General features: G+C 43.2%; 18 protein-coding genes and 3 pseudogenes. 12 read left to right on the top strand and 9 right to left on the bottom strand.

All coding sequences use genetic code 11. From position 1 onward, the window contains the following. Positions 1-214: 214 nt before the first annotated feature. Entirely contained in the window at positions 215-1,120 is a 906-nt protein-coding gene (locus QEN32_RS20140) for a YjiK family protein (RefSeq protein ID WP_001268200.1), read from the top strand. A gap of 379 nt (positions 1,121-1,499) precedes the next feature. On the opposite strand, the gene QEN32_RS20135 is transcribed toward QEN32_RS20140, so the two are convergent. After that, positions 1,500-1,799, bottom strand: coding sequence for an Ig-like domain-containing protein (locus QEN32_RS20135; protein ID WP_265322080.1), 300 nt, complete (start codon positions 1,797-1,799; stop codon positions 1,500-1,502). A gap of 7 nt (positions 1,800-1,806) precedes the next feature. Continuing rightward, positions 1,807-2,009 (bottom strand): annotated as a pseudogene (locus tag QEN32_RS20130) (hypothetical protein). On the opposite strand from QEN32_RS20130, the gene QEN32_RS20125 reads away from it, so the two are divergent. Then, the gene (locus QEN32_RS20125) at positions 1,930-2,211 is read left to right on the top strand and encodes an ATP-binding cassette domain-containing protein (RefSeq protein WP_265322079.1); all 282 of its coding nucleotides are present in this window, start codon (positions 1,930-1,932) and stop codon (positions 2,209-2,211) included. The pseudogene QEN32_RS20130 and the gene QEN32_RS20125 overlap by 80 nt on opposite strands. On the opposite strand, the gene rtsB is transcribed toward QEN32_RS20125, so the two are convergent. The 3 genes from rtsB to QEN32_RS20110 form a co-directional block, all read right to left on the bottom strand. Beyond that, positions 2,204-2,491 (bottom strand): transcriptional regulator RtsB, encoded by a 288-nt coding sequence (gene rtsB / locus QEN32_RS20120; protein ID WP_001269916.1) that lies wholly within the window; start codon positions 2,489-2,491, stop codon positions 2,204-2,206. The genes QEN32_RS20125 and rtsB overlap by 8 nt on opposite strands. After that, on the bottom strand, positions 2,488-3,363 hold the full coding sequence (locus tag QEN32_RS20115; protein WP_000921674.1) for an AraC family transcriptional regulator: 876 nt from the start codon (positions 3,361-3,363) through the stop codon (positions 2,488-2,490). Before QEN32_RS20115 ends, rtsB begins: the two co-directional genes overlap by 4 nt. A gap of 263 nt (positions 3,364-3,626) precedes the next feature. Then, on the bottom strand, positions 3,627-3,848 hold the full coding sequence (locus QEN32_RS20110) for a hypothetical protein (protein WP_265322051.1): 222 nt from the start codon (positions 3,846-3,848) through the stop codon (positions 3,627-3,629). Between the two features lie 317 nt (positions 3,849-4,165). On the opposite strand from QEN32_RS20110, the gene QEN32_RS20105 reads away from it, so the two are divergent. Beyond that, the gene (locus QEN32_RS20105) at positions 4,166-4,459 is read left to right on the top strand and encodes a DUF1778 domain-containing protein (protein ID WP_001110453.1); all 294 of its coding nucleotides are present in this window, start codon (positions 4,166-4,168) and stop codon (positions 4,457-4,459) included. Further along, positions 4,456-4,947 (top strand): GNAT family N-acetyltransferase, encoded by a 492-nt coding sequence (locus QEN32_RS20100; protein WP_079945808.1) that lies wholly within the window; start codon positions 4,456-4,458, stop codon positions 4,945-4,947. The genes QEN32_RS20105 and QEN32_RS20100 overlap by 4 nt, the downstream gene beginning before the upstream one ends. Positions 4,948-5,179: 232 nt before the next feature. Here the strand turns inward: QEN32_RS20100 and QEN32_RS20095 are convergent, their stop codons facing one another. The 3 genes and pseudogenes from QEN32_RS20095 to QEN32_RS20085 form a co-directional block, all read right to left on the bottom strand. Then, a complete protein-coding gene (locus tag QEN32_RS20095; RefSeq protein WP_023181278.1) occupies positions 5,180-5,932 on the bottom strand; it encodes a non-specific acid phosphatase in 753 nt (250 codons plus the stop codon). Positions 5,933-6,031: 99 nt separating this feature from the next. Then, positions 6,032-6,108, bottom strand: a pseudogene (locus tag QEN32_RS20090) (porin family protein); the annotation flags it as partial. A gap of 402 nt (positions 6,109-6,510) precedes the next feature. Beyond that, a pseudogene (locus QEN32_RS20085) lies at positions 6,511-7,323 on the bottom strand (IS3 family transposase); the annotation flags it as partial. A 267-nt stretch (positions 7,324-7,590) separates the two neighbouring features. Between QEN32_RS20085 and QEN32_RS20080 the strand changes: the two are divergent. From QEN32_RS20080 to alsE, 8 genes are read left to right on the top strand one after another with little or no spacing between them, the layout of a single operon-like run. After that, on the top strand, positions 7,591-7,980 hold the full coding sequence (locus QEN32_RS20080) for a mannose/fructose/sorbose PTS transporter subunit IIA (protein ID WP_001639590.1): 390 nt from the start codon (positions 7,591-7,593) through the stop codon (positions 7,978-7,980). Between the two features lie 17 nt (positions 7,981-7,997). Beyond that, positions 7,998-8,480: a PTS sugar transporter subunit IIB gene (locus tag QEN32_RS20075; RefSeq protein ID WP_000108907.1), complete on the top strand. Its 483-nt coding sequence runs from the start codon at positions 7,998-8,000 to the stop codon at positions 8,478-8,480. A 52-nt stretch (positions 8,481-8,532) separates the two neighbouring features. Beyond that, entirely contained in the window at positions 8,533-9,282 is a 750-nt protein-coding gene (locus QEN32_RS20070) for a PTS sugar transporter subunit IIC (RefSeq protein ID WP_001747728.1), read from the top strand. A 13-nt stretch (positions 9,283-9,295) separates the two neighbouring features. Further along, a complete protein-coding gene (locus QEN32_RS20065) occupies positions 9,296-10,168 on the top strand; it encodes a PTS system mannose/fructose/sorbose family transporter subunit IID (RefSeq protein WP_000257248.1) in 873 nt (290 codons plus the stop codon). A 53-nt stretch (positions 10,169-10,221) separates the two neighbouring features. Next, entirely contained in the window at positions 10,222-11,262 is a 1,041-nt protein-coding gene (locus QEN32_RS20060; protein ID WP_000866540.1) for a galactitol-1-phosphate 5-dehydrogenase, read from the top strand. After that, positions 11,263-11,826 carry an SIS domain-containing protein gene (locus tag QEN32_RS20055; RefSeq protein ID WP_000201885.1) on the top strand — a complete coding sequence of 188 codons (564 nt, stop codon included), beginning with the start codon at positions 11,263-11,265 and terminating at the stop codon, positions 11,824-11,826. Between the two features lie 28 nt (positions 11,827-11,854). Continuing rightward, entirely contained in the window at positions 11,855-12,901 is a 1,047-nt protein-coding gene (locus QEN32_RS20050; RefSeq protein WP_242105478.1) for a galactitol-1-phosphate 5-dehydrogenase, read from the top strand. Between the two features lie 4 nt (positions 12,902-12,905). After that, entirely contained in the window at positions 12,906-13,583 is a 678-nt protein-coding gene (gene alsE / locus QEN32_RS20045; RefSeq protein ID WP_000841833.1) for a D-allulose 6-phosphate 3-epimerase, read from the top strand. 41 nt (positions 13,584-13,624) lie between these two features. Here alsE and QEN32_RS20040 read toward each other — a convergent pair whose 3' ends face one another. Continuing rightward, positions 13,625-16,345, bottom strand: a complete 2,721-nt coding sequence (locus QEN32_RS20040; protein ID WP_001651306.1) for a sigma 54-interacting transcriptional regulator — start codon at positions 16,343-16,345, stop codon at positions 13,625-13,627. Between the last annotated feature and the right edge of the window lie 482 nt (positions 16,346-16,827).

Genomic DNA, 16,827 nt, shown 5'->3' with positions numbered 1-16,827 from the left:
TTGCCCTGCATACAGGGGCGAATTTGCAGACGTACTATTTAAATAATTAGCCGAAACTACCCTCCTCTTGATTATGTCAATTTACAAAAAGGGTACGTTAGTGATTAAAATCGGGCTTTTTGTGATAACCCTCACTATTTCATTTTGCCTATGCTAATGGCGCTCGCCATAACCGAATAACGATTCTATCGGACATCGGCTTTATTTTTAAGAAATGCGTTACGACATCAGTCGTGACGCGATCTGCTATGGATTTTTTATGAGATTACTAAAACGCGTTATTGTGGTTGTACTCTTGGGCGTGATTTTATTTATGGTCAGGGACGATATACGCTATGTTTATCAACTGATCCTCAAATATGGTGATAAACCCTCGGCGCTAGCACTGAGTAGCTATAAAGCGGTTATTCAGCAAAAACCAGTCGCAGGAGTTAAGAGTAACCTTTCAGGTTTGACCTACTCCGCCGAAGACAGGATGCTTTTCGCCGTTATTAATAATCCCCCTGAACTGGTCTGGTTAACGACAGAAGGGCAGCTGGTAGGGCGGATGCCGCTGCAGGGCATCCACGACCCGGAGTCTATTGCATGGAGTGGGGGCAACCAGTTCCAGATAGGCAGTGAGAAAGATGGCGCGGTCTATAAAACACAGGTGGATATTCAGCGCGGCACCATGCAGATAATCTCCATGGTGAAGCTTGAGGGCTATGACAAAGCAAAAAATAAAGGGCTGGAAGGTACGGCATGGGATGCGAAAAATGAGAGATTATATGCCGCAAAAGAAAGAAAACCCATAATGATCAAAGAAGTAGAGATGAGCAAAAATGGTATCACCAGAGCGTTGCCTTCTGCCATCACTGCAAGTGTGAGCGATGTTTCCGGACTTGAATACCATGCCCCAACGGATTCGCTGCTGGTGTTGTCGGACGAGTCAAAAATGATTCTGGAGGTCAGTTCCGAGTGGCGGGTGCGCGATCGATTGTTCCTGACGGCGGAGTGGTCAGGGCTCAGAGACGATATCCCCCAACCAGAAGGGATAGCCATGGATAATGAAAATAATTTGTATATTGTGAGTGAACCAAATCTGTTTTATAAATTTTCGTGTGATATACAGAATGACTAAAATCTATTTTTACTGTCACAGTATGCTAAAACAGAACAAGGTTATTAATACCATGATTTGACGATTGCTTGATTCGTTGATTCATTGTTGGGGATATTTATGTTTTACTTACCTCAGTAACGGATTACTTTGTGGTGTAGCGTAACGGTAATTGTCCTCCTCATATTTGCGGCAGCGTAGTCTGCCGCTTTTTTTTATAAATTAACTCTCCCTGTAATAATTAACAGACAATAAATATTACTCTGTTTTTTTCAGGAGGCCTTCGAAGAGACCTCGCAGGGTGATGTTTAGTTATCAGGCATAATATTCTTCATCAACACTTACCGAATGCCATGTCGCCTCGCTAAGCGAAATCATTTCATCTACGCCGGAACTCTTGTTAACCGGGTTTTCCGGGCGATGTACCTGTAAATGTTCCATTGGCTGTGGCGCTATTACCGGCGGGATCGGTGGCCGTTATGGTGTACTGATTCGCCCCCGACAGAATAGCGGATTGCTGAACAGAAACATGCCAGTTACCGGTATCGTTATCAACACTGGCGGTATAGTCCGTATCGTTGACCGTGACCTTCACCTGAATATCCTGATGCGCCTCCACGACTCCCTTAAGGGTGACGGTGTTATCCAGACTGTTAACAGTCGATCCCAACGTTGGTTCGGCGGACGGTTGTGTATCAATAGTCAGCTTAATTGTTGCGTGAGCTTCTGAGGAGCCGATAAAGATTGATGTATTGATGTTAGTGATATTATCGCCTCCGGCGCCGATATCACTGTTATCCTCCATGGAACGTACTGGCAGTGTAGAGTCTATCGTCAGCCAGCCGATAGACAGCGAAGAATTACCCATAGCGTTTGCGGAACGAACACTGATTGAACAGCTTTCATTCACTGCTGTTCCCGGAGAATTTATGGGTATTATCGGTACATCAGGTTCAGATAAATCTTCTTTAATCAAAGCACTATCAAATTCCAGTCATTGCTATACGGGAACAGTTAAATTAAACAACGTAGATATCACACCGATCTCTGAAGATGATATCCAGAATTGCCTTGCCTACCACTCTGGCAACATTTTAGAAAAAATTACGTAATATCGACTGATATGTAAAACTCATTCAGCATCAAATGGATTAATTCAACATCAGTAGTAATATCCATTTTTTTATAGGCTGATCTCTTTTGTGTTGAAATCGTTTTTATATTTCGATCTAATAAATTTGAGCAACTTTTAACAGATAATCCTGCTGCCACGTAATAAATAACTTTTTTCTCGCTCAACGTTAGATCGAATTTTTTAGCGAGCAATAGAATCCCATCTCTTATATTAATATGTTTTGCTTTGTTCTTATACTGCATTGTCAGATATCTCAATTAACATATTGATGACGAGAGGAAGATAAAAACGCTAAAAATTCCGATGGTGTAGTTTTGAAATGTTTTTTAAAAACGCATGTAAAATAAGAAGCACTATCATAACCACACATATAAGCCACTCGAGTAATATTATATTCACTATTGCGTAGAAGTTTTGTTGCTTTATTCATTCGCGCATTAAGGTAAACTTCGCTGAATGAAGTGTGCTCTTGTTTCAATTTCCTTTTTAATGTGGAGCAACTCATATAGAGTGAGTCAGAAATATCCTTGAGCGCCCATTTTCGACTTATGTCGCTTATAATAATATTATAAATGTTTTCGGCTAATGTATTTTGGGATAGTTCTCTAAAGAGAGCAAATGCTTCGGGTTCATAGATGAATTCTGAAAGTAGAAATCTTATTAAATATTCCTTTTTATCTTGGGATAGTTTCTGGCTTTTATTTGAAGAGTGTAAGAGGTTGAATACTCTTGCTACGCCTGTTTCTATTGGCGCTAACAGATGTTTTGTCGTCGGTTTTGTTAATGGGGCCGAAAAGTCTGCATGTTCATACAGAAAAAAATTATAAGCATTTTTTATTGACGCTGAATCTAATTCAATTAAGTTATAATTTAACTGTTCATGAGTCTCTTCCATAGTGATATGAATAGTTTGATCTTTAGCTAAAAATATTAACATTGGCCCTGATGCCGTAATATACTCCCCGGACGATGTCGTAATTGAAATTTTACCCGTGGTGAGCTTGATGAGTACGGACTGCAGTAAATTTAATCCCTGAAGTGATAAGGATTTCCTCTGCCAGTTTTGCGCTGATTGTAAACATTCAATGCTCCCCACCTGGACAGGTGAGGGATTAAATACTTTTAGCATGATAATTTCCTTTTATTAAATGTGCGTGTAAATCAAAAATTATTCTGAAAAATATTTCAAAAAAACTAATATATAGCTATATAATTATTTGCGAACTTAAGGTATCAGGTGGCGATCTTTTCATTTTCTATGGAAAATGCTATTTTATATTGCATTTCTACATATTATAGTATCGTTAAAAAACTATGTCGCGTATAAAAAAAAGATGGAAATTTACAAGAATTGGCTCATGTTATTATCAAATTATCTCTTTAAAATTTGAATTAAGTAATAATTGCCTTTAATCTTTTAGAGAATAGCTCTTTAATTTCATGGAGGTAGTTAGCATGAGGTATAAGATCTGATGTTAATTTGTGATAAGGTTTATCCTGGAGGTAAATATTAACGCTCTCGGCCAGGAAAGGCATACAACGCGGTAAATATATACGGCGGCGGGTAGACGGTGTAGCGATATCCGGAAGTTTGAGGGGAGGGGAAGCATTCAATCGTATGGTTGGCTTTATGAAAAACGGTGTAACACGTTAGTGAGGTTCTTACTGTGCGTATCCGTTAGGTTTATGCTTTCTGGATTGTATAATGTTGCGTGTTTTGGCGCGGCAGTATTGAATCTTTTGCTGCGTCGGCCCCGAGGAGGAATCACTCACAGCGAATGCCAGCGCACAGCCTGGTCCTGAATCTCTAAATGAGTAGAAAACCTTTCGGTTTGATACTCCGGTTCTATTCCTTCTAAATTTATCGTAATGACATCTGCGTTACGCGTGTTGTATACTTAATATCCACAGAAGTACAAGAGGACAACACTATGCCAGCCGCAAACAGTATGGCGATGAAGCGTGAAACCCTGAACCTGCGTATCAAACCCGCCGAGCGCGATCTTATCGATCGGGCGGCGAAAGCCAGAGGGAAAAACCGCACAGACTTTGTGCTGGAAGCTGCCCGCGCTGCCGCAGAGGAAGCGCTGATCGAACAACGCATCATTATGGCCGATCCACAGGCTTATCAGGAATTTCTGGCTCGTTTGGATCAAACACCTTCACCTAATGCCGCACTGCGTAAAACCATGCAGACCCCTGCGCCGTGGGAGCAGGAAAAATGATCTCCTCCCCTGAGCCGCTTCATGCCGGACATATTCTTACTCCGTTTTGCTGCGGTGTGGATTCTATGGATAACTGGCTGAAACAGCGGGCGATGAAAAATCAGACCACTGGTGCGTCCCGTACCTTTGTGTGTTGTGGCAGCGATTCGAACGTACTGGCCTATTACTCGCTGGCGTCCAGCGCGGTCACGACGAATACCTCCCCCGGTCGCTTTCGTCGCAATATGCCTGACCCGATTCCGGTTGTGGTATTGGGGCGTCTGGCGGTGGATAAATCGCTTCATGGGCAGGGCGTTGGTCGGGCGCTGGTACGCGACGCAGGGCTGCGGGTTATTCAGGTGGCGGAGACTATCGGCATTCGCGGGATGCTGGTTCACGCCCTGTCGGATGAAGCGCGGGAATTTTACCAGCGGGTGGGGTTTGTACCGTCGCCGATGGATCCGATGATGTTGATGGTGACGTTGGGGGATTTGGTGGAGAGTGTTTAAACTCCAGAACGTATCCCTTAGCTTCTGATGGCCGGAATTCGCTGTGGATAGTCAGTGAGCCGGACCGGTTTTACCGCTTCAGCCGGACAACGACGTCATGACGGTCTGGACGGACTGCAAGCGGGTGGTTTGCGAATCGGGGAAACCAAAGGCGTTCTCCACGCCCGGTCGCCCCTACGCAGTTGCACTTCCTTTCATTTGCTGTGGCCAGTTTGCGGGAAGACTTTCACCTTCAGTAATTAAGTTTGGGGTGATCTTCTTTACTCAATAAATTATTTTTGTCGTTCAGCTCCTCACGGACTTTTGCCAGTGACTTCTGAAAAGCCGGGATTGTTTGCAGCCTTGCAAACTCTACTGCTCCCACATAACGGCCAGCATCAACATCGCTTTGCCAGTGAGCACCACATATCACTCTGCTTTGCCCGAACTCCCATCCACGTCTGGCGAGCTCCTGCGCGCGTTCCGGTCTGGCCTGGGATAATACTAATGCCAGAAGTGTACCATAAGCAGTATGCCCGGAAGGGTAAGAGCCATCTTTTCTCAAAGTATTCTCATCTTCAGGACGGCAGGTAGAATGATTAAATAAGACAAAGGGACGAGTACGCATATAATATTTTTTTGCCGAAGCAGTAGCGTAGTAGCCGCCCATAGTCAGAAGATTCTTTAACATATTCCAGGTTTCTGGCGTATCTTTGGGGTTAATTTTAGCACCCACTACTGGCGAGAATATTCTGGCTATATTTTCCACGCTTACATCTGCATCCTCAGCAGCTTGTTTCCATCGTGGGGAACCCTTTATCGCATAGCCCTTAAAATAAGCCTCCTTATCATAGCGGAAAGCCGGATCATCATTACCTGGCGGTGGTGGTAAGTAGAACTGACTGTTCACTGATTCTTCAGGAGAATGAAAGGGTTGCACTGTTTCTGCTGATGTATATTTAGCTACGATCAGTGGTAGAAAAAATACTAAATAACGACTTTTCATAAAGACTCACTCCGGATCAGGCAATAATAAACAGATGTAATCCTATAATGATTTATTGCAATGGTTATTCAACATACAGGTAAAAAAGCAGGACGCTGCACTGGTATTATTGTCTGTCCATACCGGACTGACTGCAGCGGACAACAGAACAATACCGTACTTCCTGCTAACAGCATTTTGTTTAACTTTTGTCTCCGGTTATTTTTTATCTGCGTGCCTGACTGACACGCATTAGGTTAAAATGTTTACGTAATAACAAACTATGAATAAGTATTTTAAACTATGTGCCCTGTTACCCCGACAACTACCACCAGTCATGATGTGCTGAGTATTAATTTATGATTATGAACAAGAGTCGGAAACAGTATTTAAGAATAAAGAAACCGACAAAGAAAAAATGCCAAAATTGGCGAAGGGATTATTGTTGTCAGTGATGAAAAAGTTCATGGCGGAGATATTGGACTCACTTGTCGGGGCTAGCGAACCGTCAGATGGAGTGATACGCGTTATTACTGATAACAATCTCCCTGTAGCTAAGTAAGCTTTTGACCCTTGCCCAAATTCAGTACAGTGCTAAATCAGAGATCTTCGTCTTTCCGGAGACTTCGGATAAATTCAGCCGGAGTCATGTCATTTAATGATGAATGCGTTCTCTCATGATTGTATTCCCTGCGCCAGTTGTCGGGTTTTTCCTGCGCATCTTCCAGTGACAGGAACCAGTGAATGTTCAGGCATTCATCCCGCAGACTGCCGTTAAATGATTCAATAAACAGGTTATCTGTCGGCTTTCCGGGGCGCGAGAAGTCCATTGTGACGCCGTGTTCATACGCCCATTTATCCGGACTTTTTGAGATAAACTCGCTGCCGTTATCCGTCTGGATACGTACCGGCAGCCGCTTATCCGGCACCCGCAGTGCCTCCATTATTCTGACCACATCCTGGCCTTTTAACTATTTTCCGGCATGGATCGCCAGGCATTCCCGACTAAAATTATCCACTACAGTCAGCGCCCGAAAACGCCGCCCGTTAAACAGATTATCTGGCACAAAATCCATACTCCAGCACTGATCGACATGCGTCAGGACCGGGCGCTGCTGACGGCGTGCTGCACTGACATGTCTGCGGGGGCGTTTTCTGCGCAGGTTCAGGCCTTCCGGACAATAAATCCGGTGGGTTTTCTTGTGGTTAACAGGCCATCCCTCCCGGCGCAACTGAATATGGATACGCGGGCAACCGTAGCGTGTCCGGGTTTCCGCTATTTCCCGGATACGCAGGGTTATCGCCCGATCGTCACGCCGGCTCTGCCACTGGTAAACGGTTCTGCTCTGCATCAGCAGCCCGCATCCCCGCCGGACGCTGATACGGTAAGCCTTCAGCAAAAATGTCACCACGACCCGCTACTCTCTGACCCTAAAAGGATTCTTCGTTATTGTTATCAACCAAATCAGTTATGAGGTGATACAAAACTGTCGAAACACTGTCATCTAGCCAAGTGATACACAAAATACACAGTGAAACACTAACTCGTATCTATATGATAAATATAAAAATAAAAAGTTGGCACGCATAATGCTGAACAGCGTGTAGCAGTATCTTTTGCCATAGACCATCAATTAAATGAGTCAGGTAAAGTAGAGACAGATAAAGAGGGCATTAGAATGGATTGTACGGTAATTGTGGCAACTCATGGAAAGCTGGCAAACGAATTGATTGAAACAGTCGCAATGCTGGTAGGGCGTTATGAAGACGTTAGGACGCTTGATTTTATGCCCGGAGAAAATGTTGAAGGTCTTATTTTAAAAATGAAACGTGTGGTGGATGCCGTTCCCGGGGATATGCCAGTTTTGTTTGTGGTAGATATGTTCTCAGGGAGTCCGTTTAATGCATCTACTTACTTTGTTAAGCAACGAAAAAACACCAGGGTTGTCGCAGGTGTAAATATTCCTATGCTTGTTAATATTTTCCTTGAACGTCAGGAGTCTACATCGCTTGATCACCTCGTGGATATTGCCATCACCGTGGGACAATCTTCAATTAAACCATTGTAAAACCAAGAGGCCAGAAAATGTCTACTGTATCCTTACTTCGCATTGATGACAGATTAATTCACGGCCAGGTAATGACTGGCTGGGTAAAACATATCAATGCAACTAAAATTATTATTATTGATGATGAGCTCGTCCATGATGATTTTATGATTTCTGTACTGGAAATGGCTGTACCCAACCATATGACACTGAACATTTTTAATGTTGCCCAGGCAATCGACGTGCTGAGTAATGTTAAAGACGATGGCGAAGATGACAAAATTATTATTCTTGTAAAAAGTCCGATTCCGGTACTGGCACTACTACAAGGCGGTGTTAATTTTGAAGAATTAATCGTTGGTGGCATGGGTGTAAATGAAAAGCGCTCTCGACTATATCGTAATCTGGCAGCGTCAGACGTTGAACGTGCGGCATTTAGAGAAATCAATCAGTTAGGAGTACCAATTAATATAAAGGTATTGCCCAGCGATGCCCCAATGGAGCTAATACCTTACTTATAAGTACGATCATAATAACGCAAATATACTCTACAAATATAAAGGATAATATATTATGCTTCTCTCAGCTATTTTAGTCGCCCTCATTGCTATTCTCAGCAATTGGTGGGTTAGCCATTTGCTGACTCGTTCGTGGCTTTATCCAATTATATCGGGTTTTCTTGTCGCACTTGCACTTGGTTCCCCTATCGAGGGGATGAAAGCCGCGGCCTACATTAACCTTGCCTACCTCGGGTGGATGACAGTGGGCGGTACGATGCCCGGTAACCTGCCGGTAGCATCGGTTTTTGGTACGGCGATGACCATTTTAAGTGGTGCCGCGCCTTCAACCGCAGTGGTATTTGCCGTCCCATTTTCTCTGCTGGGGATCCTGACTTTTCAGGCATCGATGAGTTTTAACGCCCTGTGGGTTCACAAAGCAGAAGCGATGCTGGATCGCGGCAATATTACCGGTATGCGGATGATGAACTATATCCCATCCTTTTTTGTAAATATGGTGCTGGTCGGTATTCCTGCATTCTGCATGGTCTATTTTGGCGCGGATTTTATGAAGAACATGCTGACGATGATTCCGCAGAGCCTGGTTAATGCATTTGAGGTTATCGGCGGTATTATGCCAGCGCTGGGTATTGCAATGCTGGTCTCTTTCCTCGGTAAAAAACGTCTGATGCCATTCTTCTTTCTTGGTTTCTTCCTGGTTGCATATCTGAATCTGGGAATCATGGCAATTGCTGTATTTGCGGTTATCGCTGCGGTGATTATGAACATCAATGCTGAACAAAAAGTTTCTGCAACGAAGGGATAAGGGAGAAATTAAAATGGCAACATATCAGACTCTAAATGAATCTCAGCCCAACGAAACTCCAAATACCTCTACGCTTACCCGTAAAGAGTTGCTTAAAACATGGGCTTTAAACTATTCATCCGAAACCTGTTATAACTATGAACGTTTACAGGCTCTTGGACAAACCAGCGCCATGGTGCCGGTTATCCGTAAACTGTATCCAAATGACAAAGCCAGGCAAGTACAAGAGTTAAAAAAGTATCTTAACTTTTTTAATACCGAGCCTTCATTTTGTGGTCATGTGATCACCGGTGTTTCAGTTGCAATGGAAGAACAACGGGCCAATGGTGCCCAGCTACCACCAGAGGCCATTACGTCACTACGCTCAGGCTTAATGGGGCCGGTAGCCGGTATTGGTGATACTCTGCAAGCAATCGTATATTCCATTCTGGCGGCCATTGCCTGTAATCTTGCTATACAGGGAAATATAGCGGGTCCGATACTGTTTGAAGTTTTCTATAAATTCATCATGATATTCTGTAGCCTGAATATGTTCTTTCTGGGATACAGTAAAGGTCGTACCGTTATCCTTGATATTCTGAAAAAAGGATTAATGGATAAATTAACCGACGCATTTGGACTCATTGGTCTGATGGTGGTTGGTGGTATGGCGGCATCCAGAGTTAATATTATCACTCCGGCCTCAATTAACTTAAACGGAGTTACGGTAGTCTTCCAGGATATTTTAAATACATTGCTGCCATCGCTGATTCCATTATTGATAACGCTAGGTATCCTGAAAATGGTAAATAGAAAAATGAAGCCTAATACTGTAATCGCGGTTATCTTTATTGTCGGTATTATCTCCTCTTATCTGGGGATACTGGCAGTGCCTGTTACCAAATAATTGATTACTACTAATACTAGTGCCTGCGGGCACTAGTCTCCGAGGAAAAAAGTATGAAAGTGTTATCATTAACTGAACTCGGTAAATTCGAGTTGCAGGAAAGAGCTATTCCTACGCCACGAGCTGGAGAGGTTTTAGTTAAAATAGGTGCGGCAGGTATCTGTGGATCTGATATTCCAAGAGCATTTGTCAATGGTCCTTATCATTATCCTATTGTTTTGGGACACGAATTTTCTGGTCATATTGTGGCAGTCGGCGAAGGGGTTAAAGAGGATCTGGTCGGTCGTAAAACTGCTATTTTCCCACTTATTCCTTGTAATGAATGTGCATTTTGTAAAGAGCGTTACTATGCGAAATGTACACATTACAGCTATTTTGGCTCACGTCAGGATGGTGGGTTTAGCGAATACCTCAGCGTGCCTGAATTTAACCTGGTATTGCTTGATGATGATGCAGATTTACGTGAAGCCGCTATGCTCGAACCGGCTGTTGTTGGTTTACATGTAATGCGTCGCGCACATCTGGATCTTAATGATAGCGTCGTGATTTATGGCATGGGGCCCATCGGGATTATGATTGCACGCTGGGCGGCGATCTATGGTGCTAAGAAAGTATTGCTGGTTGATATTGACCAGAAGAAAATAGAGTTTTGTCGCGCCCTGGGATTCACAGATATCTGCGACGCAAGCCAGACAGATCCTGTCGAGTGGGTGATGCAACAGACAGAAGGTTATGGTGCTGATGTCTGTATTGAGGGCAGTGGTTCCTCCTCGGGATTCATTAACTCTCTGATGTCCTGTCGGGTATTTGGCAAAGTATTGATGCTGGGGAACCCACACACTGACGTCAATATTCCGCGCGAAATCTACGATAAATTTATGCGTAAAGAAGCGCAGATTATGGGCGTCTTTAACTCTATTTATTCACAACGGCCACATGATGAGTGGAAAGATGCTGCTGCGGCTATTCAGTCCGGCAAGCTAAAAGTGAGCGATCTGATCACCCATGCCGTTCCGATGGAAGAGTTGTCTGCCTTATTTAATCTTATTCGCGACAGTAAAGTCCCCTTTTGTAAGGGAATGATGGTGATGTAAATGGCAACGAAAAATTATCGTGAAAATGTCGGAATAATCGAAAAAGAACTCTCAATGGTTCTGAGCAGAATTGATGAACGGCAAATTGATGAATATATTTCAACACTATTGCAGGCTGAAAAAGTTTTCTTTGTTGGCGTAGGGCGCGTTTTACTCGCACTTGAAATGACCGTCAAGCGTCTTAACCATCTGGGCATCAACGCCTGTGTCGTTGGGGCAGTTAATGAACCCCCTATTGGACCTAAAGATATTTTGGTAGTGGGCTCGGGGTCTGGTGAATCAATCTTTCCAAAGCATATTACTGCCTGTGCTAAACGCTATGATGCAAAAATTGTTCATCTGACTTCCAGCCCGACAAGTTCAATTGCTCAGCTTGCGGACGTTATTGTCGATTTTCACTGTGGCTCAAAAGGTGGAACAGGGGAATATATTTCGATTCAACCAATGACCACACTATTTGAACAATCTTTGGTCCTGTTTGGCGATCTTGTTTGTCTTGAGATTATGGCTATCAAGCAATTATCGCTGGCTAATGTGAAGCTTAATCATGCAAACCTTGAATAGTCGCCGTTGAAAACGGAGGAGAAGCAGAATGAAAGTAGTTGCATTGACGGCCATTGGTCACCTCGAGTTACAGGAACGTAACATGCCAGTCCCTCAAGCGGGTGAGGTATTGCTGAAAGTGATGGCTTCCGGGTTGTGTGGTTCGGATGTGCCAAGGGCGTATCAAACAGGCACGCTGAGTTTTCCGCGCGTACTGGGGCATGAGTTCGCCGGTCGGGTTGAGGCGGTTGGTTTGGGCGGCGATCCTGCATTGATTGGCAAGCGGATGGCCGTATTCCCAATTGTACCGTGCATGACGTGCGAGTTTTGCCAGCAGCACCACTATCCTCGCTGCCTGAACTACAGCTCTTACGGTTCCCGTCGTGACGGTGGTTTTAGTGAATATTTAACGGTTCCGGAATTTAATCTCGTCGAATTCCCTGATCATGTCAGCTACAGCGCAGCGGCTATGCTTGAACCGGCTACCATTGCTTTGCATGTCATACGGCGTGCTAACCTGGATCTGAATGACAGTATCGTCATTATTGGCGCAGGTCCGATAGGGCTAATGGCAGCGCGTTGGGCGACGATTTACGGTGCGCAAAAAGTCATGCTGATTGATGTGGATCCGAAAAAAGTCGAGTTCTGCCGCGAACTGGGATTCGAACATGTGTGCCTCGCCACTGAAGAGGATGCGGTTGAGTGGGTGTTGAAAGAGACTGATGGTTTTGGTGCGCATGTCACGATTGAAGGAAGTGGTTCATACGCCGGATTAACCCAGGCACTGTTAGCCTGTCGTGTTTACGGCAAAGTGATGCTGATGGGCAATCCGCATGGTGATATGCAAATTCCACGTGAAGTATATGACAAAGTAATGCGTAAAGAAGCGGTTATCGCCAGTGTTTATAATTCAGTTTATAAACAAATGCCGCACGACGAATGGGCTGATGCAGCCGCCGCGATTAGTTCAGGGAAATTACAGGTCAATGACTTAATTTCTCATCAGGTAGAAATCGACAGCGTTATAGATCTTTTTGACACATTCCACCATCGTCGTGGTTTTACCTGTAAAGGTATGATGGTTATAAAGGAGTAATATGATGAAATCCCCTTTAATCGCCCCCTCGCTAATGTGCATGGATTTATTACGGCTTGAAGAGCAAGTTAGTTTTCTGAACGATAAAATCGGTTATTTCCATGTCGATATTATGGATGGTCACTATGTTCCAAATTTGACACTATCGCCGTTTTTTGTATCGCAGATGAAGCGGGTGGCAAGCGCCCCCATTGATTGCCATCTCATGGTGACTAACCCGCAAGATTATATCAGTACCCTGGCCGATGCCGGCGCATCCATGGTGAGCTTTCATGCTGAAACGGCAAATGGGCAGGCATTCCGTCTGATTGACAATATTCGCTCAGCGGGAATGAAATGTGGATTAGTTGTAAACCCGGAAACCCAACTCGACATCGTTACGTTATATCTGGATCGTGTGGATAAAGTGACTATTATGACGGTGGATCCGGGTTTTGCCGGACAAGCATTTATATCCGCAATGCTGAAAAAGATTGCTGCCTTTGCAGAATATCGGCAGCAGCATCAACTGGAATTTTTAATTGAAGTTGATGGCTCTTGTAATAAAAACACCTATAGTGCATTAGTGGAAGCCGGGGCTGATGTGCTGATTGTCGGTTCCAGTGGTCTTTTCGGTCACTCAGAAGATATTGGTGAAGCCTGGCAGATTATGCAACGAGATCTGGCAGAAGCGCTGGCATAAGACTCTAACAGGCGTTGGCATCCCGACGCCTGATAATCTTTTTACTCTTTTTCCAGCATATCAATAATGAAAAGTAGCTCGTCATCATTGAGTTTTACATCAAGTTTATCCTCCAATATCTCATTGGCCTTTTGATATATTTTAAATAATTCGCTCATCAAATATGCTTCCCGATTAAGTTTGTTATACGTTATGGTTTCATTACGAACCGAACGCTCTATCGCAACGCAGGTATGCACAATCATATTGAGTAAATTGGAACCGAATTCATCAAAGTGACGTTGTTCTTTCAACTGCTGCAGAAAAAGCATGACGATGGGCACGATTTTTTTCGGATTCAGGTAAGTTAAAAACTCTTGTAGATATTGTTCAGCCAGTTTAGTAAGCGTTACCGGATTTTTATTTTCAACCATCACCGGAAAAGCCCCACCGATAATGGTCTGGAATGTCAATTCACCTTTTGGTGAAAAGAAATCTGGCAGTGAAATATAGGGTACATCCAGTCCGGGGTTAATCACGCCAATTGAAAGCAACACCTGATATTCAGTAGTGATTTTATGCTTCGTATTGAGCACCTCTTCAACCGACAGGTTAATGATATGGATATCTTTACGATTCATCTCTTCCAGTACTGAGCTTAATAAATTTTTAAGTTTCCGGGCAATCCCTTCGCCAGACGAACAAATAGCCAGTACTGCCAATGGTTTATTGCCAGTAACTACCGCATTGTGTTCACTGACGCCGTAACCTTTGAAATGTTGCAGGCTCAAATAAATGTCATCCAGATCGGCATCCAGCAGTGCCGAGCGTCTAAGTGCTTCAATCACTAAGGGAGTAGAAACCATGTCCAGAGTTCTGACGGGGACATTACACTCTTGTGATAAGAGATATCCCGCCTGGATGAGCGATCCCATATCCACTAATAATAAAAATCCTTTTGCATTTGAGTAAGCTGTGATGGTTTGCTTGATTTGCGCAATGGCCTGGTTCGGGCGGATATCCAACGGCATATTGACGGCTGATATATTATCTTCAGCAATTAATATTTTTGCTATGTCGACCATGTTGCTGGCGATCATATCACCATGGGTCGCAACGATAACGTGGATATGCTTATCACGTTCACGAACCACCAGCGAGGCCAAAAGAATGGTCAGATAGACAACTTCATCATCATTAATATCAATATCAAATTCTTTATACAGTCGTTTTTTGATTGTCAGCGCAGATTCATATTCTTCAAGGTTATCAACGCGATAGTGTCTTATCCAGGTATTCGTGCGTGAGCGGGTTCTTTTTTGTATAATATTATTCAGATGGTACCCCAAAGACAGCAGAAATCCATGGCTGAACTCTTTATTCAACTGAAGCTCTAATTCATTTTTTAACGACTGACAGAAGACTAGAGTCGCATTCGGTAAACCGTGATCAACATGTTCAAGCTTTTTGGGTAAACGCAAGTCGATATACTGGTTGATTTCAGAAGTGATGTAATTATTTATATCAGTATCTGAAAAATTTTGCTCCAGCATGAATTGGATTTTCTTATCAATAACATCATAGACCTGAAAAGGAGTATTATGTTTATTTACATCAATATCTGTGTATAAGTCCAGGCCCGAATGTGAGTTATCAGGCATGATCGTGATAGTACCAGCCAGTGCATGCTGCAACCCAACCAGATAATCGTTGTCACGCGCCAGATTAAAAATTCCCACTTTGATATCAGAGATGAGTTTATCGTAAGTAATATTAAGCTGGTTAGGATTATTATCTTCGATAAAAAAGTGGGCGCATACGGACTGGATAGTCGATTTTAATTTACCCACATTACCAGAGAAAGACGAGCCGATGATTGCTTTAGCGCTGTCGGTATCAATAGTTATGGCGCAGTTGATTTTTCTGGCTTCGATTTCCAGCAGATATTTTAACAGATCGACCTGATCGCCAGGTGAACGTTCGGCAAGATTAGGAATATTGATTTTGATTGGGATACGCCGCAGAAAAGTGGAAAGCAGCGTAGAATTAGGCTCTTCGGTGGTGGCGCAAATAAGTAATATTTGTGCCTTACGACTACGCTGTGTCTCCCCTAGCAACCCATAAGTGCCTGTATCCATAAAATAAAATATCATTTCTTGCCCTTCAGGCGGCAAGCGATGAACTTCATCAAGAAATAACATTCCACCATCTGCTTCACTGAGTAGGCCAAATTTATCTCTGGTAGCACCGGTAAAAGCGCCTTTTACATGGCCAAAGATATGAGAAACCAATAATTGCGGATTACTGGCATAATCAGCACAGTTAAAAACGATAAACGGTGAATTTTTATCAAGCGCATTCTGATAAACAGCGTAATTATACATCAGACTGGCAAAAAGACTTTTCCCTACACCAGTGTCCCCCGTTAACAGCGTATGCAATCCATGCGGAGGATACATAACAGCAGCTTTAGCCTGATTGATTTGTTTTTTAATACTTCCGTTATACCCCAGAAAATACTGGAAAGGCTCTTTTTGTACATCAGGCACAGGCAGATTAGCACTCTGATGAATGGTTTTAAGGTTTTCTTTTTTGATAGAGTAAAGTACTGGGCGAGTGCCGGATTTGACTATTTTATTCTCTTTAATAAATTGATTTAAATAATTACTAACATTGGGCCTGGCAATATTTGTATATAGTGCAATCTGCTCAGTTGTCAATCCATTAGGAAAAGTGATACAAAGCTCACAAACTGCCTGAAATATTTTCTCTTTTCTGTTCATCGGAGATCACATTTTTTGTAGGGTATTATGTTTGGCGCGCGCTTTTGTGTTGTTTTAGCGCAATTTCTATATTGAGCACGCCAATCGTGTAAACGGGAATGATATACATTGTTATAATCAACAACCGATCATTTCATAACAATGAAACGAATAAGTTGATGCTACATACCACAACCACATTGAAAGCGGCACTTCGTTTCAATGGGATTTCTACAATAGATATACACCTAAAGAGGAATTTTTACTATGACAATCAGTCTGCTATTTTCTTGTTGCTGGTAGGTAAGGTTGCAATAACCCGGCGCAACTAAAACGTTTCGCTTCTTCCCGGACCAATTACTTCTTGATGAACAATAGAACATAGCAAAAAAACGAGTTAATAAAATAGTAATACTGATCTCTTAAATCCTGTCAGTAGCACTGAGTACCTTTCAGACACAAATAAATCATTGTGATCGCGCTCGCATCGTGAACAATGTTGA

It is taken from the genome of Salmonella sp. SA14318 (genome assembly GCF_029866905.1).
In the GTDB taxonomy this organism is placed as follows: Bacteria; Pseudomonadota; Gammaproteobacteria; order Enterobacterales; family Enterobacteriaceae; genus Salmonella; species Salmonella enterica.
This window is presented reverse-complemented; position numbering and strand designations above follow the sequence as displayed.

Excerpts from the sequence above, each read along its gene's own strand:
- QEN32_RS20140 (WP_001268200.1), top strand. The coding sequence starts at position 215 with ATGCGTTACGACATCAGTCGTGACGCGATCTGCTATGGATTTTTTATG.
- QEN32_RS20115 (WP_000921674.1), bottom strand. The coding sequence starts at position 3,363 with ATGCTAAAAGTATTTAATCCCTCACCTGTCCAGGTGGGGAGCATTGAA.
- QEN32_RS20105 (WP_001110453.1), top strand. The coding sequence starts at position 4,166 with ATGCCAGCCGCAAACAGTATGGCGATGAAGCGTGAAACCCTGAACCTG.
- QEN32_RS20100 (WP_079945808.1), top strand. The coding sequence starts at position 4,456 with ATGATCTCCTCCCCTGAGCCGCTTCATGCCGGACATATTCTTACTCCG.
- QEN32_RS20095 (WP_023181278.1), bottom strand. The coding sequence starts at position 5,932 with ATGAAAAGTCGTTATTTAGTATTTTTTCTACCACTGATCGTAGCTAAA.
- QEN32_RS20080 (WP_001639590.1), top strand. The coding sequence starts at position 7,591 with ATGGATTGTACGGTAATTGTGGCAACTCATGGAAAGCTGGCAAACGAA.
- QEN32_RS20075 (WP_000108907.1), top strand. The coding sequence starts at position 7,998 with ATGTCTACTGTATCCTTACTTCGCATTGATGACAGATTAATTCACGGC.
- QEN32_RS20070 (WP_001747728.1), top strand. The coding sequence starts at position 8,533 with ATGCTTCTCTCAGCTATTTTAGTCGCCCTCATTGCTATTCTCAGCAAT.
- QEN32_RS20065 (WP_000257248.1), top strand. The coding sequence starts at position 9,296 with ATGGCAACATATCAGACTCTAAATGAATCTCAGCCCAACGAAACTCCA.
- QEN32_RS20060 (WP_000866540.1), top strand. The coding sequence starts at position 10,222 with ATGAAAGTGTTATCATTAACTGAACTCGGTAAATTCGAGTTGCAGGAA.
- QEN32_RS20055 (WP_000201885.1), top strand. The coding sequence starts at position 11,263 with ATGGCAACGAAAAATTATCGTGAAAATGTCGGAATAATCGAAAAAGAA.
- QEN32_RS20050 (WP_242105478.1), top strand. The coding sequence starts at position 11,855 with ATGAAAGTAGTTGCATTGACGGCCATTGGTCACCTCGAGTTACAGGAA.
- alsE (WP_000841833.1), top strand. The coding sequence starts at position 12,906 with ATGAAATCCCCTTTAATCGCCCCCTCGCTAATGTGCATGGATTTATTA.
- QEN32_RS20040 (WP_001651306.1), bottom strand. The coding sequence starts at position 16,345 with ATGAACAGAAAAGAGAAAATATTTCAGGCAGTTTGTGAGCTTTGTATC.